The 16,264-nt window shown below is 49.3% G+C and carries 13 protein-coding genes and 1 tRNA gene; 7 read left to right on the forward strand and 7 right to left on the reverse strand.

What is annotated here, in order from left to right; all coding sequences use genetic code 11:
- Nucleotide 1: 1 nt before the first annotated feature.
- The 3 genes from ftsX to prfB are packed head-to-tail and all read right to left on the reverse strand — an operon-like array spanning nt 2 to nt 2,727.
- Nucleotides 2–916, reverse strand: a complete 915-nt coding sequence (ftsX, locus tag AC9UCN_RS05395) for a permease-like cell division protein FtsX (RefSeq protein WP_509524627.1) — start codon at nt 914–916, stop codon at nt 2–4.
- A 2-nt stretch (nt 917–918) separates the two neighbouring features.
- Nucleotides 919–1,608, reverse strand: coding sequence for a cell division ATP-binding protein FtsE (gene ftsE / locus AC9UCN_RS05400; protein ID WP_509524629.1), 690 nt, complete (start codon nt 1,606–1,608; stop codon nt 919–921).
- A gap of 12 nt (nt 1,609–1,620) precedes the next feature.
- A complete protein-coding gene (prfB, locus tag AC9UCN_RS05405) occupies nt 1,621–2,727 on the reverse strand; it encodes a peptide chain release factor 2 (protein WP_509524631.1) in 1,107 nt (368 codons plus the stop codon).
- Nucleotides 2,728–2,763: 36 nt separating this feature from the next.
- Here prfB and AC9UCN_RS05410 point away from each other — a divergent pair, with 36 nt between their 5' ends.
- On the forward strand, nt 2,764–3,969 hold the full coding sequence (locus tag AC9UCN_RS05410; RefSeq protein WP_509524633.1) for an MFS transporter: 1,206 nt from the start codon (nt 2,764–2,766) through the stop codon (nt 3,967–3,969).
- Between the two features lie 44 nt (nt 3,970–4,013).
- Here AC9UCN_RS05410 and AC9UCN_RS05415 read toward each other — a convergent pair whose 3' ends face one another.
- Nucleotides 4,014–5,438 carry a hypothetical protein gene (locus tag AC9UCN_RS05415; protein ID WP_509524635.1) on the reverse strand — a complete coding sequence of 475 codons (1,425 nt, stop codon included), beginning with the start codon at nt 5,436–5,438 and terminating at the stop codon, nt 4,014–4,016.
- 413 nt (nt 5,439–5,851) lie between these two features.
- On the opposite strand from AC9UCN_RS05415, the gene AC9UCN_RS05420 reads away from it, so the two are divergent.
- A tRNA-Leu gene (locus AC9UCN_RS05420) sits at nt 5,852–5,938 on the forward strand.
- A gap of 49 nt (nt 5,939–5,987) precedes the next feature.
- On the opposite strand, the gene AC9UCN_RS05425 is transcribed toward AC9UCN_RS05420, so the two are convergent.
- Both AC9UCN_RS05425 and AC9UCN_RS05430 read right to left on the reverse strand, forming a co-directional pair.
- Nucleotides 5,988–6,551 carry a GNAT family N-acetyltransferase gene (locus AC9UCN_RS05425; RefSeq protein WP_509524638.1) on the reverse strand — a complete coding sequence of 188 codons (564 nt, stop codon included), beginning with the start codon at nt 6,549–6,551 and terminating at the stop codon, nt 5,988–5,990.
- Between the two features lie 8 nt (nt 6,552–6,559).
- A complete protein-coding gene (locus AC9UCN_RS05430; RefSeq protein ID WP_509524641.1) occupies nt 6,560–7,204 on the reverse strand; it encodes a uracil-DNA glycosylase in 645 nt (214 codons plus the stop codon).
- Nucleotides 7,205–7,240: 36 nt separating this feature from the next.
- Here AC9UCN_RS05430 and AC9UCN_RS05435 point away from each other — a divergent pair, with 36 nt between their 5' ends.
- Nucleotides 7,241–8,431 (forward strand): M20 metallopeptidase family protein, encoded by a 1,191-nt coding sequence (locus tag AC9UCN_RS05435; RefSeq protein ID WP_509524644.1) that lies wholly within the window; start codon nt 7,241–7,243, stop codon nt 8,429–8,431.
- Here AC9UCN_RS05435 and AC9UCN_RS05440 read toward each other — a convergent pair.
- Nucleotides 8,412–9,596 (reverse strand): glycosyltransferase family protein, encoded by a 1,185-nt coding sequence (locus tag AC9UCN_RS05440; protein ID WP_509524647.1) that lies wholly within the window; start codon nt 9,594–9,596, stop codon nt 8,412–8,414. The genes AC9UCN_RS05435 and AC9UCN_RS05440 overlap by 20 nt on opposite strands.
- A 104-nt stretch (nt 9,597–9,700) precedes the next feature.
- Here AC9UCN_RS05440 and AC9UCN_RS05445 point away from each other — a divergent pair, with 104 nt between their 5' ends.
- The 4 genes from AC9UCN_RS05445 to AC9UCN_RS05460 all read left to right on the forward strand — a co-directional run.
- Nucleotides 9,701–10,912: an MFS transporter gene (locus AC9UCN_RS05445; protein ID WP_509524650.1), complete on the forward strand. Its 1,212-nt coding sequence runs from the start codon at nt 9,701–9,703 to the stop codon at nt 10,910–10,912.
- On the forward strand, nt 10,896–11,969 hold the full coding sequence (locus AC9UCN_RS05450) for an NADH:flavin oxidoreductase/NADH oxidase (RefSeq protein WP_509524652.1): 1,074 nt from the start codon (nt 10,896–10,898) through the stop codon (nt 11,967–11,969). Before AC9UCN_RS05445 ends, AC9UCN_RS05450 begins: the two co-directional genes overlap by 17 nt.
- Nucleotides 11,970–12,065: 96 nt before the next feature.
- Nucleotides 12,066–15,755, forward strand: coding sequence for a multifunctional oxoglutarate decarboxylase/oxoglutarate dehydrogenase thiamine pyrophosphate-binding subunit/dihydrolipoyllysine-residue succinyltransferase subunit (locus AC9UCN_RS05455; RefSeq protein WP_509524655.1), 3,690 nt, complete (start codon nt 12,066–12,068; stop codon nt 15,753–15,755).
- Nucleotides 15,756–15,758: 3 nt separating this feature from the next.
- Nucleotides 15,759–16,264, forward strand: a 506-nt coding sequence (locus AC9UCN_RS05460) for a GDSL-type esterase/lipase family protein (protein ID WP_509524657.1), incomplete at its 3' end; no start/stop codon positions are given.

A 16,264-nucleotide genomic window follows, 5' to 3' on the forward strand; every position in this document is an offset into this window, starting at 1 on the left:
CCTAGATTTTGAGGTAGCGACGGATCGCAAGACCCGACGCTGCTGCCGCAAGCACCACACCCACGGCAATTAATAGCGGAACTACAAGCATGCCATCGCTTAGCCCAACAAAGCTAGTGAATGGAAGACTTTGCGCCAGGAACCCTTGAACGAAGAACTGAATCAATGCCAAAACGGTGGCACCTGCCAGCACGCTACCAATCAGCGCTGCGACCACACCCTCGAGAATGAATGGCAGCTGGATTGAGAAATTGCTGGCACCAACCAACCTCATGATTCCAAGCTCTCTTCGTCTGGAGAAAGCAGAAAGTCTGATTGTGGTGGAAATCAAAAGAGCACTCGAAACCAGCATGAGGGCAGCGATGGAAACAGCAGCAAGAGAAGCAATGTTGAGGATCAAGAAAATTTGGTCCAAATAGCTTCTTTGATCACGGACTTCTTCAACACCAGCGAGGCCAGCAAAACTTTCGGCAAGAATTGGTGACTGATTTGGATCGTATAGGTTCACCCAAAATGTCTCGTTGAGCTGCTCTGGTTTCACGTATTGCGCAACAGCATTGCCAGCAAACTGCTCTTGAAAGTTTGCGAATGCTTGATCGTGATCTTCGAAGAAATACTTTTCGATGAAGGGCACAAGGGTAGGTGAATCCAGACGCTCTTGAACTTGCAACTTAACATCCTCGGCGGCTTCGCCTCGGGGGCAGGTAGCCTCGGGTGATACATCTGTGCAGAGATAAATTGCTACCTGTGCCCGGTCGTACCAGTAGTTTTTCATTTGACCGATTTGCATTTGCAGTAGTGACGCAGTTCCAACAAAAGTTAGGGAGATAAAAGTCACCAAAATGACGCTGACAACCATCGCAAGGTTTCGTCTGAGTCCCTCAGTAACTTCGGAAAGCATGAATCCAAATCGCATGGCTAGTCCCTAACTCCGTAGCCACCAGCAACTTGATCGCGAACAATCTGACCGTGACTTAGCTCGACAACACGCTTTTTCATTTGGTCAACAATGCCGCGTTCGTGAGTGGCCATGACAACAGTTGTTCCGCCGAGGTTAATGGTGTTCAACAGCGACATGATTCCTTCGCTGGTGGTTGGGTCTAAGTTTCCAGTTGGTTCATCTGCCAACAAGATAGCTGGCTTATTCACAATGGCTCTGGCTAAAGCAACTCTCTGTTGCTCTCCTCCGGAAAGTTCACTTGGTAGTCGATCGCCTTTTTCTCCTAGACCCACCAGACGAAGTACGTCTGGGACGGCCTCTTGAATAAATCCTTCAGACTTACCAATCACTTGCAAACTGAATGCCACGTTTTGGCTAACTGTCTTGTTTGGTAGCAATCTAAAGTCTTGGAAAACTACACCCAAACGTCTTCTGAAAAACGGCACCTTCCTCGCGGGAAGGCCGACTAGGTTTTCCCCCAGCACATGGACAGAGCCTGAGCTAGGCACATCTTCGCGCAGCATAAGTCGCATGAGGGATGATTTTCCCGAACCGGATGCGCCAACGAGAAATACAAAGTCTCCCTTTTCAATCTCTAGGCTCACTTGGTCTAGCGCTGGTCTGGGAGTCCCCTTGTATTTCTTGGTGACGTTTTGAATGCTGATCATGTTGATTCAAGCCTAGGCCTGAGTCTGCATTCTCCATCGGATTCCCGCGGCTATAAATCCATCGAGTCCGCCATCAAATACGGACTGTGGGTTGTTTTCTTCGTATTCAGTTCGAAGATCTTTGACCATTTGATAGGGAGCTAGGACATAGCTCCTCATCTGTTCACCCCAAGATGCCTTGACGTCACCGGCGAGTTGTTTCTTAGTAGCCTCTTCTTCGCGACGACGAACCTCTAGCAGTCTTGATTGCAGAACTCTCATTGCGGCTTGTTTGTTTTGAATCTGACTTTTTTCGTTCTGGCAACTTACAACTGTTCCGGTTGGGATGTGAGTGATACGAACAGCTGAGTCCGTTGTGTTAACTGATTGACCGCCTGGTCCACTAGAGCGAAAAACATCCACTCTAATATCAGCATCTGGAATTTCAATGGCCTCGGTTTGCTCAACCAGTGGAACGATTTCTACCGCGGCAAATGATGTTTGTCTTTTACCCGCTGCGTTGAATGGGCTCATCCTAACAAGCCGGTGTGTTCCAGCTTCAACCGAGAGTGTCCCAAAAGCGTACGGGGCATCAATTTCAAATGTTGCCGATTTAATGCCTGCGCCTTCGGCATGCGATACGTCTAGAACGTGCACCGGATAGTTCTTCTGCTCGCAGTACCTGACATACATGCGCATGAGCATCTCTGCAAAATCAGTTGCGTCATCGCCTCCGGCTCCGCTTCTAATTGTGATGACGGCAGCACGAGAGTCATATTCGCCGCTCAAGAGGGTTTGGATCTCTAACTGGCCGACAAGCTTTTCCAAATCCGAAAGCTCTTTTTTGGCCTCTGTCTTGGTTTGCGTATCAGAGGCGTCGTTGGCCATCTCAATCAAAACCTCAAGATCGTTGATCCTGGATTCGACTGATATAAGAAGGTCTAGTTTGTCTTGCGAGCGCGATAGGGCTGAAGTCACCTTCGAGGCATTTTCCGGGTCATCCCAAAGATCCTGAGCAGAGGCTTTCTGCCTAAGCGCATCAACCTCTAGTTGCAGTGAGCTTGGGTTAATGACTTCTTTTATGGTGCCAAAAAGTGACCTTAGTGATTTGATTTCAGCGGCTAAGTCAAGTTCGGACATGATTCCACAATTCTAGGCGAGGGGCATAATTGTTAGGTGCCCGCATCCTCATACAAGCTAACCAGCCTAGGTTTGCCGGTATTTACTCCCTCACTGCTTTTCGGTATCGCAGAGGGTGGGCTACTTCCAATCATTCCTGCAAGCGCCCAAGCTTTAGGGGCATCGTTACCTACTGCCGGAATAATTCTTGGGCTTGTAATGATTGGAACACTCTTCGCAGACATTCCAGCTGCGCGCTTGATCAACATCTTGGGCGAGCGCAAGGCAATGATGAGCGCGGCGGCGGTCGCGAGCCTGGGCATACTTTTGGCGTCGCTAGCAACTTCATTGTGGGTTCTGGGCTTAGGTGTATTCATACTCGGTGCGAGCGTTGCTGTATTTGGTCTTGCCAGGCACAGCTACCTAACTGAGGTTGTCCCCTACTCGCATCGCGCCAGAGCGCTATCAATACTCGGTGGCGTCTTTAGAGCAGGACACTTCATTGGACCTCTTATTGGTGCCGCACTTATTGTCTTGATCGATTTGCAAGCTGTTTACTGGAACGCTGTTGTGTTTTGTGCGCTAGCGGCCTTAATTCTGATTTTTATAAAACCTGATCGCATGCCAGATACTCCAGCTACTGTCCCAGGTGGAACCTGGAAGGTAGCGAAACGAGAATCCAAGAAACTAGCAACTCTTGGGGTCACCTCGGCAATCATCGGTGGATTACGAACCGCAAGATTAGTTGGTTTGCCTCTTTGGGCTCTAAGTATTGGACTGCCGCCTGCGACCATCGCGTTGTACATGGGAATCGCAGGCGCTTTAGATCTTGCGCTTTCCTATAGCTCTGGTCAGATAATGGATCGCTTCGGAAGGCGATGGTCTGCTCTTCCAACTTTGCTGGGGCTATCTTTTACCTTCTCAATACTTACTCTTGCCACCGACGAAACCACTTTTCTTGCAGTTGCATTGCTGATGTCACTAGCTAATGGTGTTGGTAGTGGAATTATCTTGGTGATTGGTGCCGACTTAGCCCCCAAGGGCGAGCGAAATGAATTCCTAGCCTCATACCGATTATTGGTTGACTCTGGTGTTGCGGCTGCGCCACTCGTTATCTCCGGAGTGACTGCACTACTGGGATTGTCCATTGCTATGTTCACTGTTTCTGGGTTGGGAGTCGTGGGAGCTTTAATGGCTTACCGCTACTTACCACGTCGAGCAAAACCTTCAGAGCAGATCATGCCTACATCTGAGAATATGTAGGCATCATTGCCTCATACTGCCGCTCTTATCGCGAGCTGGGCGGATTACTTTCCTGAAACTTCAATCTCAATGGTGTCAAAGTCGCCTGTTTCAGAAAACTTGATTTTCACCCCATCGAAAGCAAGTGTCTCCCCGAGCAGAGCCAAAATGTTTGGGTCAACTCGGTAAGGGTCCTCACTCACTGGTTTATTTGGGTCTTCAAGACGAACGAAATAGCTGTAGTAATCCATCTCGCGATCAGAGTTGCCGTCATAGCGGTTGGCTTCACGTTGGCTGTTCACGTAGTAGGCCATTACAAAACTTTGCCCACGTTGGAAGTCGATCGAAAACGGACCCTTGCGTCTTGATTCCACAACGATAACCTCATGGTCGCTCAGTCGAATTACCGCAGCAATCGTCCCGCCTAGGTTTAGGTCTACTGAGTCGAGCCTCACTTTGTGGTTCCCAGACTTAGTTCCCTCTAGGCAGACAAAGTCTTCATCTGGAATCCATCCAAGAATCCAACCATTCCAAGCATTTAATGTTCCACCTGCGGTCATGAAGTCAAAGGTCCATTCATTCCCAGGAGCGTGCCCAGCTAGACCATGAGCGTGGCCCATTTCATGCAACATACTGGTCCAAAGTGGACGCTGATGGCTGTACTCGGGGACGTTGCCAAAAAGGTAGGTACCGATAGGAAAGTAGTCCAGCATATATGTGCTGGTTTCAGTGTTCACTGTTTGGGTTGCGCTGTTAGTCGGCCCAGGACCCCAGTCAACTAACTTGGCCTCCGGGTTGCTAAAGACCCAAGCGTAATTTACCTTCTCTAAGTCCATAACCTTTTCAGCTTCGGTGAAAACCTGAGTCGCCTGGTCTTGGTTGCTCTGAAGTTGTTTGTCGGTCATTTTGAAGAATTCGCCGTCAGAAACGTAGGACTTATCCCAGACATAAAATTTTGAGTCCTTTGGCATCGTTAGCCACTGCTCCGGAACTATCCAGTTGTATTTCAATCTGCCGCCGGTAAAGAACTCGGTCCAACGATCAATTGCATCAAGTTCCTTACCAATTTGGCTCATCGGATTCGATACTCCAATAGCGTCAGGAAAGTCAATTGGAACTATCGCAACATTTACCTCACCGTTGTTCGGAATTCTTGCTTTAGGTGCTGGGAATCCTGTTGCACCAAAATACCTAACCTCCGGAGGGCGGGTATCTTTGATCTTGCACTGCTCTATTGGCAGTTGATCAAGTTCGTACTGACCCGGAAAAACTCCAGAACCAACAACTGGTTGGAACGACCACCCCGCCCCTATGTTGAAGGTACAAAAGAGAATACCTTCGGCCCCTTCGGCTCTTGCGGCCGGCACATCACATGGATCGCCATCTTGGGCTACAGGTGTTGCCTCTGTATTGAGGCCAGTCTCCACTGGGACCGAACACCCAGTGAGCGTTAGAAGAGCCACGGTAAGAAGGACTCGGAACCTCGTCATTGCAAAATACTATTCCATTGAGCTGGGTCTAAGGTACTGGTAGATAAGGGGTTAAATTGGGAACTGATTGTGTACAAAACAGTTGCTCCAGCCCTTGTAAACAACAATTGAGGTTAAGGTACTAAATCACAACTTTTCGTGTGACCTGCAGGCGCTAGCGAGCACCCTCTTCTAGTCTTCGTGTCGCAAATCACACAACACGCAAGACAAGAACCATCTGCCGTCAAAGTATTGGGCATGCAGCGGGGTTTCCTCTAGGCAGAAATCACAAGTCATAGATGAAAAGTATCCCGTATCAGAGATTCGCTCGGAAGTTACTAACAAGCTAGCCACGCCCTGGCCAATTCAGCTCTTTCGTAGCCAAAATTTGATTATGTGGCGGTTATAAACAGTGGTTAGACTATGTGAGGAACGCGGGAGTGGCGAAATTGGCAGACGCACTGGATTTAGGTTCCAGCGTTCGAAAGGACGTGTGGGTTCAAGTCCCACCTTCCGCACCAAAAGCAAAAAGGCTCGCAAACTAGCGAGTCTTTTTCTATTTTGTTGGGGCTAAAGGCTCTTTTGCATCAAGATCACACCAAGCCAGCGATTGAACTTGTTGCCCACTCCAGGCAGCTGGCCAACTTTCTTGAATCCAAACTGCTTGTGCATCCGTATAGAGGTATCAGCTTCGCTGTCGGAAATAACGGCAACTACTTCTTTGATTCCAGCTTCCTTTCCCAATCGCAACAGCTCGGAAAGAAGGCTTGGGCCAATACCTTGTCCTACGGCCGAGTGCTTGAGATAAATGGTGTTCTCAACTGTTCTGCGATATGCCGACTTTTGACGCCACGGGGCAAGATATGCAAAACCCAGCAACTCCCCTGAATCTGAGTTTGCAACTATAAAGGGCAAATTCAGATCCTTTACGTGTCTCAACTTCTCCTCCCAGGAACTTGGAAGCATAGCTTGCTCATCAAAAGTGATAACTGTACCGGTTATGTAAAAGTTGTAGATCTCGCAAATAGCAGCGCAATCCTCAGCTGAAGCGTCGCGAATGTTGGCAGAAGACTTAGCGGTCAACAAGGATTTGCTCCTAGAACTAAAAAAGCCACTCATAAATTTGTTTGCCATCACTTTCCCTAACAAGACCAATCTATTGGTTCTTGACCTTGGTCGCTAAGGACGTGGTTCACACGAGAGTAAATCCTCGAACCGAAAAAACCGCGGTGTGCCGAGAGCGGACTGGGATGGGGCGCGTAAACAACCTCACCGAACTCAACAAGATCAGCTAACTTCTTGGCCTCTAACCCCAAGCTCAAGCAAACCAATTTGCCGGCTCGCGCTTTGTCGAGAGCAGTAATAGCAACTTCAGTAAACTCGCGCCAAATTGTTTGGTGCGCTCCGGAAGTGCCAACCTCAGTTGTCAAAGCGGAATTCAGAAGCATAACTCCTTGGTCGCTCCACTTGGCCAAGTCAGCTGATGCAGATAATCCAGGTAGGTCGGATTGAAGTTCCTTCATTAGATTCCTTAAGCTCTTCGGGGTCTTCGTCCCTGGCGCATTCGCAAAAGCTAGGCCGCAAGCCATGCCTTGAGTTGGGTAAGGATCTTGTCCAAGCAAAAGCACTCGGACATTTTCAACCGGCAATTCAAAAGCTCGCATGACCTGATGGCGATTGGGGGTTAGATTCTTAAGCTTCGATAGCTCCTTATCAATGCGATCAAGTCGGTCCTTAGTTGGCTCAAGTAGGCGCTGCCAAGACTGATCCATTGCTTCAAAGAACATGTATAAATGCTAGGGCTCTAGTGGCACAATAAAACCATGAGCCAAGATGTACTAGCCCAAGCCCAAGCCATGCTTCCAGAGTTGCAGGCACTCAGAAGAAAACTGCACACCATTCCAGAATTCGGTCTTGAGTTACCAAACACGCTAAAAGTTATCTTGGAGCAAATCGATGGGCTTGGAACAATAACCACCAGCAAGCAAATTAGCTCGGCTGTTTTACACATCAAAGGCTCCCAGCCTGGCCCAACTGTTTTGCTTCGTGCGGACATGGATGCCCTTGCCGTTATTGAAGACACTGGTTTGGAATACGCCTCGACGAATGGTTACATGCATGCTTGTGGTCACGATCTACACATGGCAATGGGCGTTGGTGCCGCAAAGATTCTTGCTTCGAGAAAAGATCAGCTAAAAGGCGATGTTATTTTCTTTTTTCAACCAGGCGAGGAAGGTCACCACGGAGCAGATGTGATGCTCGAGCAGGGTGATCACATGGTTACGGGTAGTAAGCCGATTCGCGCCTACGGTCTCCACGTATTTAGTTCTTACCCACTTGGAATGATGGGTTCTAAAGCAGGTCCACTTATGGCCTCGGCTGGAGATTTGTTTGTCACGGTTACTGGCAGTGGTGGCCACGGATCGATGCCTTGGTTATCAAAAGATCCAATAAGTGTTTTGAACGAAATCATGTCGGCTCTACAGACCATGGTCACCAAGCGCTTCAACGCATTTGACCCGGTGATTGTGAACATCGGTTGGGTTAGCGCTGGAGACCAAGCAACCACCAACGTGATTCCGGAGTCCGCTTCGTTTGGTGCAACAGTCCGAGTTTTCTCCGAGGAAAACGCTGTAAAACTTAAAGCTTTCACCAAAGAGCTAGTTGAATCCATTGCCAAAGGTTTTGGACTTACCGCAACCGTGGAGTTCACCAGGGCAACCAAGGTTCTGATGAATAACCCACAAGCTATCAAATCGGTTGAAGAAGTCACATCGCGCATGTTTGGGCCAGGAAGGTATATCAACCTTCCGACTCCAATCGCCGGTGGCGAAGACTTTGCATCAATAGTTCACGAGATACCCGGAGCCTTTGTATTTATGGGTGCCGCACCTGTCGGTGTGAATCCGGCAACCGCTGCCACCAACCACTCCAACAAAGCCGTCTTTGACGATGCAGTTTTGGCAGATGGCGCGGCGTTGCTCGCAGAGCTAGCTATCGACGCACTTCGCTAGTTGCTAAATCGGTTTTCTTCAACAGCTGAGTATTGGCCCATATAAGAAGCGCAACCAGCAGCAAGTTTCTAACAGTAAGTAGCCCAAGCGGCATGGACTCAAGCCCGAGTAGTTCGATATAGAACACGGGATAAACGAGCTGAGTGAGCAACAAAATTGCCCCTCCCATAGCCAGTGCAACTTTAGATTTGTTGATGCCGAAATACACCAGCGCCACCAGTGGTACTGCCAGCCAGATCATGAACTGTGGCGATCCGACCTTATTGAAAACAATCAAATCTAAAACGCCAGTTAGAGCGGCCAAGGCAAAAACCTGAGTGCGATTACGCCCTGCTCGCATAGCCCGAATTGCTAACAACACTGTAATCGCCAGAGCGATAAACAATAGGTAATTCGAAACCGCTGCAAGCTCCTGCACTAAAGGTCCTGAAACCTGGTTGGTTAGAATACTGTCATCAAAATATATATTTGCCGATCCAAATTTTGCTAACCACATCCAAGGCGTGGCCATTACCGACTCAATTTGTATTCCACGCTCCTGCTGTTGCAGCACGAAGCCAAAAACTTTTGTGCCACCGGCTAGTAGCCCAACACCAATAATGCTCGCGCTAAAACTGGTCGCAACAACAATTGCCTGAAGTCTTTTTTTGAAAACTGCAATCATGGCCGCAAATAATGCAACCGGCCAAATCTTGATCCAGCCAGCAATAGTAAACAGCGCAGCCGCTATCCCCGTGGAGTTTCTATTGATAGCCACCAAACCAAGAATTGCCAGAGCTGCACTCACTGAATCAATTCTTGAAACGGCCACGGGTCCTAAAAGCAACAGTGCTGATAAAAATGCCCAGCTGGCGTTGGTTCCAGTAAATACTCCCCCATTGCTTTCTCGACGAACCAAAAGCAAAACTGCTGCCGTGTTTAGCCCAAAAACCAGAGTCAGCCAGGAAACTTCGTAGCTAACTAAGTTGAGTGCACCAGCAATCCAAATTGGAGCAAAAGCTAGAGCTGGATAAACCCATTCGGTTACAAAGCCATAGACCCCAGTTCCGTTATCAACTTGGTAGGCCCAATAGTCATAGAGACTCAGGTCGCCAAACGAGATGGCGTCTGGAAAAAGCTTGCTGGCAGTCAGTGCCCAAAGGTGCACCAGAAAGGAGGTAGCCACCAATGAGCTCGTTCTCAAAATTGCGACCTGATTCACGCTGGTTCCCATGCCTGACAGGCTATCTAAGATAGGTGTAGTTGGCCTAAGGCCTATGAAGGGGCATCATGACAAGTCTGCAGAAGGCACGGTTTGCAGTCTTTGCCTACTTCACGATTGCTGGATCAGCGATGACTTTCTGGGCTGTCCACATTCCATATGTTGAAAACAAGCTGGATATTCCTCACTCGACTATTGGCGCCTTACTTCTTGTTCTCGGCGCAGGAGCTTTGTCGGCCAGTGTGATCGTTGGGCAGTTTATCGATCGAGTTGGGTCTAGAACTGCTACTTTCACTGCTGCTGTGTTTATGGCAGTAATGCTTTTCTTTCCAGGATTTGCTACCAATGAGATTTTTCTGGGGCTCTCGCTTTTTGGTTTGGGCTTTGGAATTGGCGCAACAGATATTTCGATGAACGCACATGCCGTCGAAGTTGAAAAAGCTTATGGCAGACCAATTTTCTCTGCATTTCACGCGATGTGGTCTTTCGGTGGCCTGATTGGCGCCACGCTAGGTGGGCTCGCTCTAGCAAACAACTTTGAAATGCCAGTGACACTTGCAATCGCTGGAATTGCGACACTGATTGTTGCCGTTTCAATGCGTGGCTGGTTGCTGCCAGACCAGCCAAACCATCAGCGCGCCAATAAATCCAATCACGTGGACAAGAAAGCGAAGAATCAAGAACTTAAAACTGCAACCACGCAAAACCGAAAAGTTCTTGGATATGTGCTCTTCCTTGGGGCAATGGCTGGTGCAGCTGCCATTGCGGAAGGAACTGGTGTTGACTGGTCTGCACTGCACCACGCAAGAATTCTAGGAACCACAGAAGCCTTCGCATCTCTTGCTCTTGCGGTTTTTGCTGGCGCCATGGGAATTACCAGATTGGTGATTGACAAGTTGGTTGCGATTCGCGGGCGTATCTTTATAATTCGCTATGGATCTCTGGTCTCTGCAGTTGGAACCAGTCTTGTCGTGATTTCTACCTCTTCCCCGGTAGCACTTCTGGGATGGCTAATTGCGGGAGTTGGTATCGCAGGTGTCGTGCCACAGCTATTTGCTTACTCTGCCGAAGTCGGAGAAGAATCTCACGCTGGAAGGAATATGGCCAAGGTGGTTGGAATCGCCTACGCGGGAATTCTTTCAGGGCCAGCCATCATTGGGTTTTTGACAATAGTTGTTCCACTAAACATTGCCCTGGGGCTTGGAGTAGTGCTGGGGCTCTTTACCGCGCTGGGTACGCTGTTGATTGAAAGAAGGAACCTAAGTGCCAAAGCTCTTTGAATCAATAAAACTTCGTGAACTAGAGGTCAAAAACCGCATCTGGATCTCCCCGATGTGTCAGTACTCCTGCGAGAACAAAGATGGGGTTCCTGGCAGTTGGCATGAAGTGCATCTGGTTTCAAGAGCAGTCGGTGGTGCTGGACTAGTCATTGTCGAAGCATCTGGAGTAACCCCCGAAGGAAGAATCACTCCTTGGTGCACCGGAATCTGGAACGACGAGCAAGCTAAAGCTTGGAAGAAGATTGTTGACCTAGCTCACAGCCATGGTGCCAAGATTGCTATGCAGTTAGCGCACGCCGGACGCAAGGCGTCTAACCATCGCGAGGCCTCCGGTGTTGGATCAATCTCGCTGCCTGAGGGCGGTTGGGAAACTGTTTCTTCAACTAATCAAGCCTTCGGAGATTACGCTGCTCCAAGAAAACTTAGTGTTGCAGAAATTGGAAACCTAGTTGAGGCGTTTGGGCAGGCAGCTAAGCGTTCGGTGGAAGCAGGTTTTGATGCTGTTGAGATTCACGGTGCGCACGGCTACCTATTGCATCAATTTCTATCCCCGCTAAGTAACGACCGCGATGACCAGTACGGCGGGTCGCTCGAAAATCGTGCACGCATGCTGATGGAAGTTATCGCCTCAATCAGAAATTCAGTTCCAGAAACCATGCCAGTTTTCCTGAGGCTCTCAGCAACCGATTACGCCGAAGGTGGCTGGGACCAAGAGCAAACAGCAACGGTGTCTGGTTGGGCAACAAAAGCTGGAGTAGATCTAATTGATGTCTCCAGTGGCGGAATCGTAACTGGTGTAAACATTCCTTCTGGGCCTGGTTACCAGGTTCCACTCGCTGAGTATGTTGCAGATCGAATTTCCGAGCCAGTAAGCGCAGTAGGTCAGATCACAGATGCTCACCAAGCCGAAGAGATTTTGCAATCAGGAAAAGTCGACGTGATTTTGATTGCTAGAGCCTCCCTGAGAGACCCATACTGGCCGCTTAGAGCAGCAGCCGAATTAGGCTCTGAAGTGCAGTGGCCAGAGCAGTATTCCAGAGGTAAGTGGCCGGCCTAGGCCAAAGCTACCCTTTCTTACCGCCTCGTCCCGAGAGCTTTTGAGAGCGTAAGATATAGCTGTCATTCAAGCCAACAAAAATAGGGAGTTATTTCTGTGTCCGGTGAAGGATTGCAAGACGACTACGGAGCAAACTCGTGGTTAGTCGACGAAATGTACCAAAAATATCGTCAAAATCCCGACTCTGTAGACAAGGAATGGTGGCCCCTTCTTGAAAACTACAAACCCTCCGAAGGCTCAGCTTCCCCGGTAGCTCCAAGTGCCTCCACGACCGTAACGACTCCCCCGCAAGTTTCTGACGCCACAGCCTCCATTCCGGTAGTTGCCAAAACCACTCGCATTGAGGCTAAGCCTCAGCCAATCCCCGCTCAAGCTCCCGTTACCGAATCTATAAAAATCGTTGCCGAAGGCTCTGCCGATCAGGAGCAAGATGTAGTTTCGCCACTAAAGGGCATGGCAAAAACCATCGCCACCAACATGGATCTTTCGCTTCAGGTTCCAACTGCGACAAGCGTTAGAACTTTGCCTGCAAAGCTAATGATTGATAACCGACTGGTTATCAACTCGCACCTTTCTCGCACTAGAGGTGGAAAGATTTCTTTCACCCACATAATCGGTTTTGCAATAATCCAGGCCCTCAAGAAGTTCCCCTCCCAGAACGTTTACTACGACATCGTGGACGAAAAGCCTGTTGTGGTTCAGCCAGCAAATGTGAATTTTGGTTTAGCAATTGACATCCCAAAGCCAGATGGAACTAGAGCGCTGTTAGTCCCAAACATCAAGCGTGCACAGCGTTTGAACTTTGCTGAGTTCTTGACCGCTTACGAAGACCTCGTTAACCGAGCGAGGTTGAACACCTTGACGGCCGTGGATTTTCAGGGAACGACCATTTCCCTTACCAACCCAGGTGGAATTGGAACCGTTCATTCTGTCCCGAGACTCACCAAGAATCAAGGCTGCATCGTTGGTGCTGGTGCACTCGATTACCCCGCAGAATTCCAGGGCATGAGCGATGCTCAACTTGCAAAAATTGGAATCAGCAAAACCATCACGCTTACTTCCACGTACGATCACCGTGTAATCCAGGGTGCTGGCAGCGGAGAGTTCCTAAAGATTGTTCACGGATTGTTGCTCGGTGAAGAGGGTTTCTACGACCAGATCTTCGCTGACCTTCGCATTCCTTACGAACCTGTGCGTTGGGTTTCTGATTTTGAACGAGATGGTCTAGATGATCGTGAAAAAGCTACCCGAATTCAAGAGCTTATAAACGCCTATCGGGTACGTGGCCACCTGATGGCAGATACCGATCCACTGGAGTACCGCCAGCGCACCCATCCTGACCTCGATGTTCTAAACCACGGGCTAAGCCTCTGGGATCTCGACCGCACCTTTAGAACTGCAGGCTTTAGTGGCAAGCAGAAAGCTCCGTTTAGGGACATCCTCAAGATTCTGCGCGACTCTTACTGCCGAACAGTCGGTGTGGAATACATGCACATCCAAGACCCAACCCAGCGCAAGTGGTTCCAAGAGAAATTGGAAACTTCCTACGCCAAACCAACCCGTGAAGAGCAGCTTCGAATTCTTAGCAAGCTCAATGAAGCCGAGGCCTTTGAGACATTCTTGCAAACCAAGTTTGTTGGACAAAAGCGCTTCAGCCTTGAAGGTGGCGAGAGCACAATCGCTGCGTTAGATGAGATCCTGCAGTCAGCTGCTAACGCTGCCATTGATGAGGTTTGCATTGGTATGGCTCACCGCGGTCGCTTGAATGTTCTAACCAATATCGCTGGAAAAACTTACGGTCAGGTGTTCAAAGAGTTTGAAGGAAACACCGACACCAAAACCGTTCAAGGTTCCGGCGATGTTAAGTATCACCTGGGTACCGAAGGTGTTTTCGAAAGCCTAGAGGGTAACAAGGTAAAAGTTTCTCTTGCTGCAAACCCATCTCACTTAGAGGCCGTGAACCCAGTTCTTGAAGGCGTGGTTCGCGCCAAGTTAGATAGGCTCAATGCCATTCCAAAGGGAGAGTTTCCTGTTATTCCAGTGTTGATTCACGGTGACGCAGCATTTGCTGGACAGGGTGTTGTTCCAGAAACTTTGAACATGGCACAGCTTCGCGGATACAAAACAGGTGGAACCATTCACTTAGTTATCAACAACCAAGTTGGTTTCACCACTCCTCCTTCCGAGTCAAGATCCACTGTTTACTCGACCGACTCAGCAAAAGCTATTCAGGCTCCGATTTTCCACGTGAACGGTGACGATCCTGAAGCGGTCGTGAGAATAGCGAAACTAGCTTTTGAATACCGCATGGAATTCAAAAACGATGTGGTGATTGACCTAATCTGCTACCGCCGCAGAGGACACAACGAGGGAGACGATCCTTCGATGACCCAGCCTCTGATGTACAACCTGATTGAAGCCAAGCGCTCAGTGAGAACCTTGTACCTCGAATCTCTAGTTGGTCGAGGCGACCTAACACAGGGTGAATTTGAAGCCGCAAACTCAGACTTCCAGCAGCGTCTAGAGCAGGCATTTGTTGATGTTCACGAGGCCATGGCAGCTCCAATCGAACTGATTCCAAGAAGAGTTGGTATTGGCACAACCGCTAGCGATGCCCCGGAACTTCTAAAGGCCACAGCTGTAGCCAAAGATGTTGTTGAGCTAATTGGAAATGCTCACAACAACACCCCTCCGGGCTTTACAGTCCACCCTAAGCTTCAGCAGCTTTTGACCAAGCGAGTAGAGATGAGCCGCGAAGGCGGTATCGACTGGGGTTTTGGGGAATTGCTGGCACTTGGTTCACTGGTTATAGAAGGCGTGCCGGTACGAATGGCGGGTCAAGACACCAGGCGAGGCACATTCGTTCAGCGCCACGCGGTATTCCACGACCGGGTTAACGGACAGGAATGGATTCCACTTCGTAACTTGATGCAGGGTCAGGCAAAGTTTTGGATCTATGACTCGTTGTTGAGCGAATACGCCGCCATGGGCTTTGAATATGGTTACTCGATTGAAAACAAAGAAGCACTTGTCCTTTGGGAAGCTCAGTTTGGTGACTTTGTAAACGGAGCTCAAACTATCGTGGATGAATTCATTTCTTCTGCTGAGCAAAAATGGAACCAGCAATCAAGCTTGGTTTTGCTATTGCCACACGGCTACGAAGGCCAAGGGCCAGATCACTCCTCCGCGAGAATTGAGAGATTCTTGCAGTTGTGTGCTGAGAACAACATGACTGTTGCGCAGCCGAGCACCCCAGCTTCGCACTTCCACCTGCTTCGCCGTCAGGCTTACACCAGGCCAAGAAGACCACTTATTGTTTTCACACCGAAGTCCATGTTGCGACTAAAAGCTGCTTCATCTTCTGTGCAAGATTTCACTCAGGGCTCTTTCCAGCCAGTTATTCCAGACCAGCAGGGTCTAGATAACGCTGCAGTTCGCAGAGTCATTCTTTGCTCCGGCAAGGTTTACTGGGACTTAATGGCTGAGATTGAAAAGCGCGGCGAGAGAAGCATTTCTGTTGTTCGCATCGAGCAGCTTTACCCAACTCCGGTTGACGAGATCAAGGCTACCTACGCTCAGTATCCAAATGCGCAGTTGTTCTGGGTTCAGGATGAGCCAGCCAACCAAGGACCTTGGACCTACGTGGGGCTGTTCTTGCCTAAGTACATGAATGGCCAGGTTGCTACCCTTGTGTCTCGTCCAGCCAGTGCTTCTCCAGCAACAGGTTCAGCCAAGCGACACGCAGTTGAGCAAGCAGATCTAATAACCAGGGCGCTAGCTTTCTAGAAAATGGAAAACACCGAGCGGTTAGATACTCGCATCGTCATTTTGGGCGATGAGACCACAACTGCCATAGGTGATGTCAAAGCTATGGGTTGGGTTGGAAGGGTTATCGCAAGAACCCCGGTAGAAGATCCCGTCATCGATATTTACAACGTTCCCTCCCCTGGGGAAACCAGCGCATCACTAGTTGAGCGTTGGAGTCAAGAAGTGCAACGTCGCTTTCGCCCAGAAACCGACAACCGCTTGGTGATCGCACTTGGTAATTCCGATGCCAGCGAAGGCATTTCCGTTTCTCGATCAAGACTGAATCTGGCAACAGTCGTCGATGAGGCTCGCAGAAGCGATATCTCGGTTTTTGTTGTTGGCCCTCCTCCAAGTTTCAACAAGGCGCTGAATTATGAGATTGAACACCTAGCCACCGGCTACGAAGATGTCTGCAATAGAAGAGGTGTTACCTTCGTAGACTTTTTCCACCCACTGGTTGATCACGAGGGATACAACTTAGAGCTCGA

The organism is Rhodoluna sp., from assembly GCF_036721215.1.
In the GTDB taxonomy this organism is placed as follows: Bacteria; Actinomycetota; Actinomycetes; order Actinomycetales; family Microbacteriaceae; genus Rhodoluna.

What these genes read in the sequence shown, in the direction of transcription:
- ftsX (WP_509524627.1), bottom strand. Translation starts at nt 916, where the DNA reads ATGCGATTTGGATTCATGCTTTCCGAAGTTACTGAGGGACTCAGACGA.
- ftsE (WP_509524629.1), bottom strand. Translation starts at nt 1,608, where the DNA reads ATGATCAGCATTCAAAACGTCACCAAGAAATACAAGGGGACTCCCAGA.
- prfB (WP_509524631.1), bottom strand. Translation starts at nt 2,727, where the DNA reads ATGTCCGAACTTGACTTAGCCGCTGAAATCAAATCACTAAGGTCACTT.
- AC9UCN_RS05415 (WP_509524635.1), bottom strand. Translation starts at nt 5,438, where the DNA reads ATGACGAGGTTCCGAGTCCTTCTTACCGTGGCTCTTCTAACGCTCACT.
- AC9UCN_RS05425 (WP_509524638.1), bottom strand. Translation starts at nt 6,551, where the DNA reads ATGGCAAACAAATTTATGAGTGGCTTTTTTAGTTCTAGGAGCAAATCC.
- AC9UCN_RS05430 (WP_509524641.1), bottom strand. Translation starts at nt 7,204, where the DNA reads ATGTTCTTTGAAGCAATGGATCAGTCTTGGCAGCGCCTACTTGAGCCA.
- AC9UCN_RS05435 (WP_509524644.1), top strand. Translation starts at nt 7,241, where the DNA reads ATGAGCCAAGATGTACTAGCCCAAGCCCAAGCCATGCTTCCAGAGTTG.
- AC9UCN_RS05445 (WP_509524650.1), top strand. Translation starts at nt 9,701, where the DNA reads ATGACAAGTCTGCAGAAGGCACGGTTTGCAGTCTTTGCCTACTTCACG.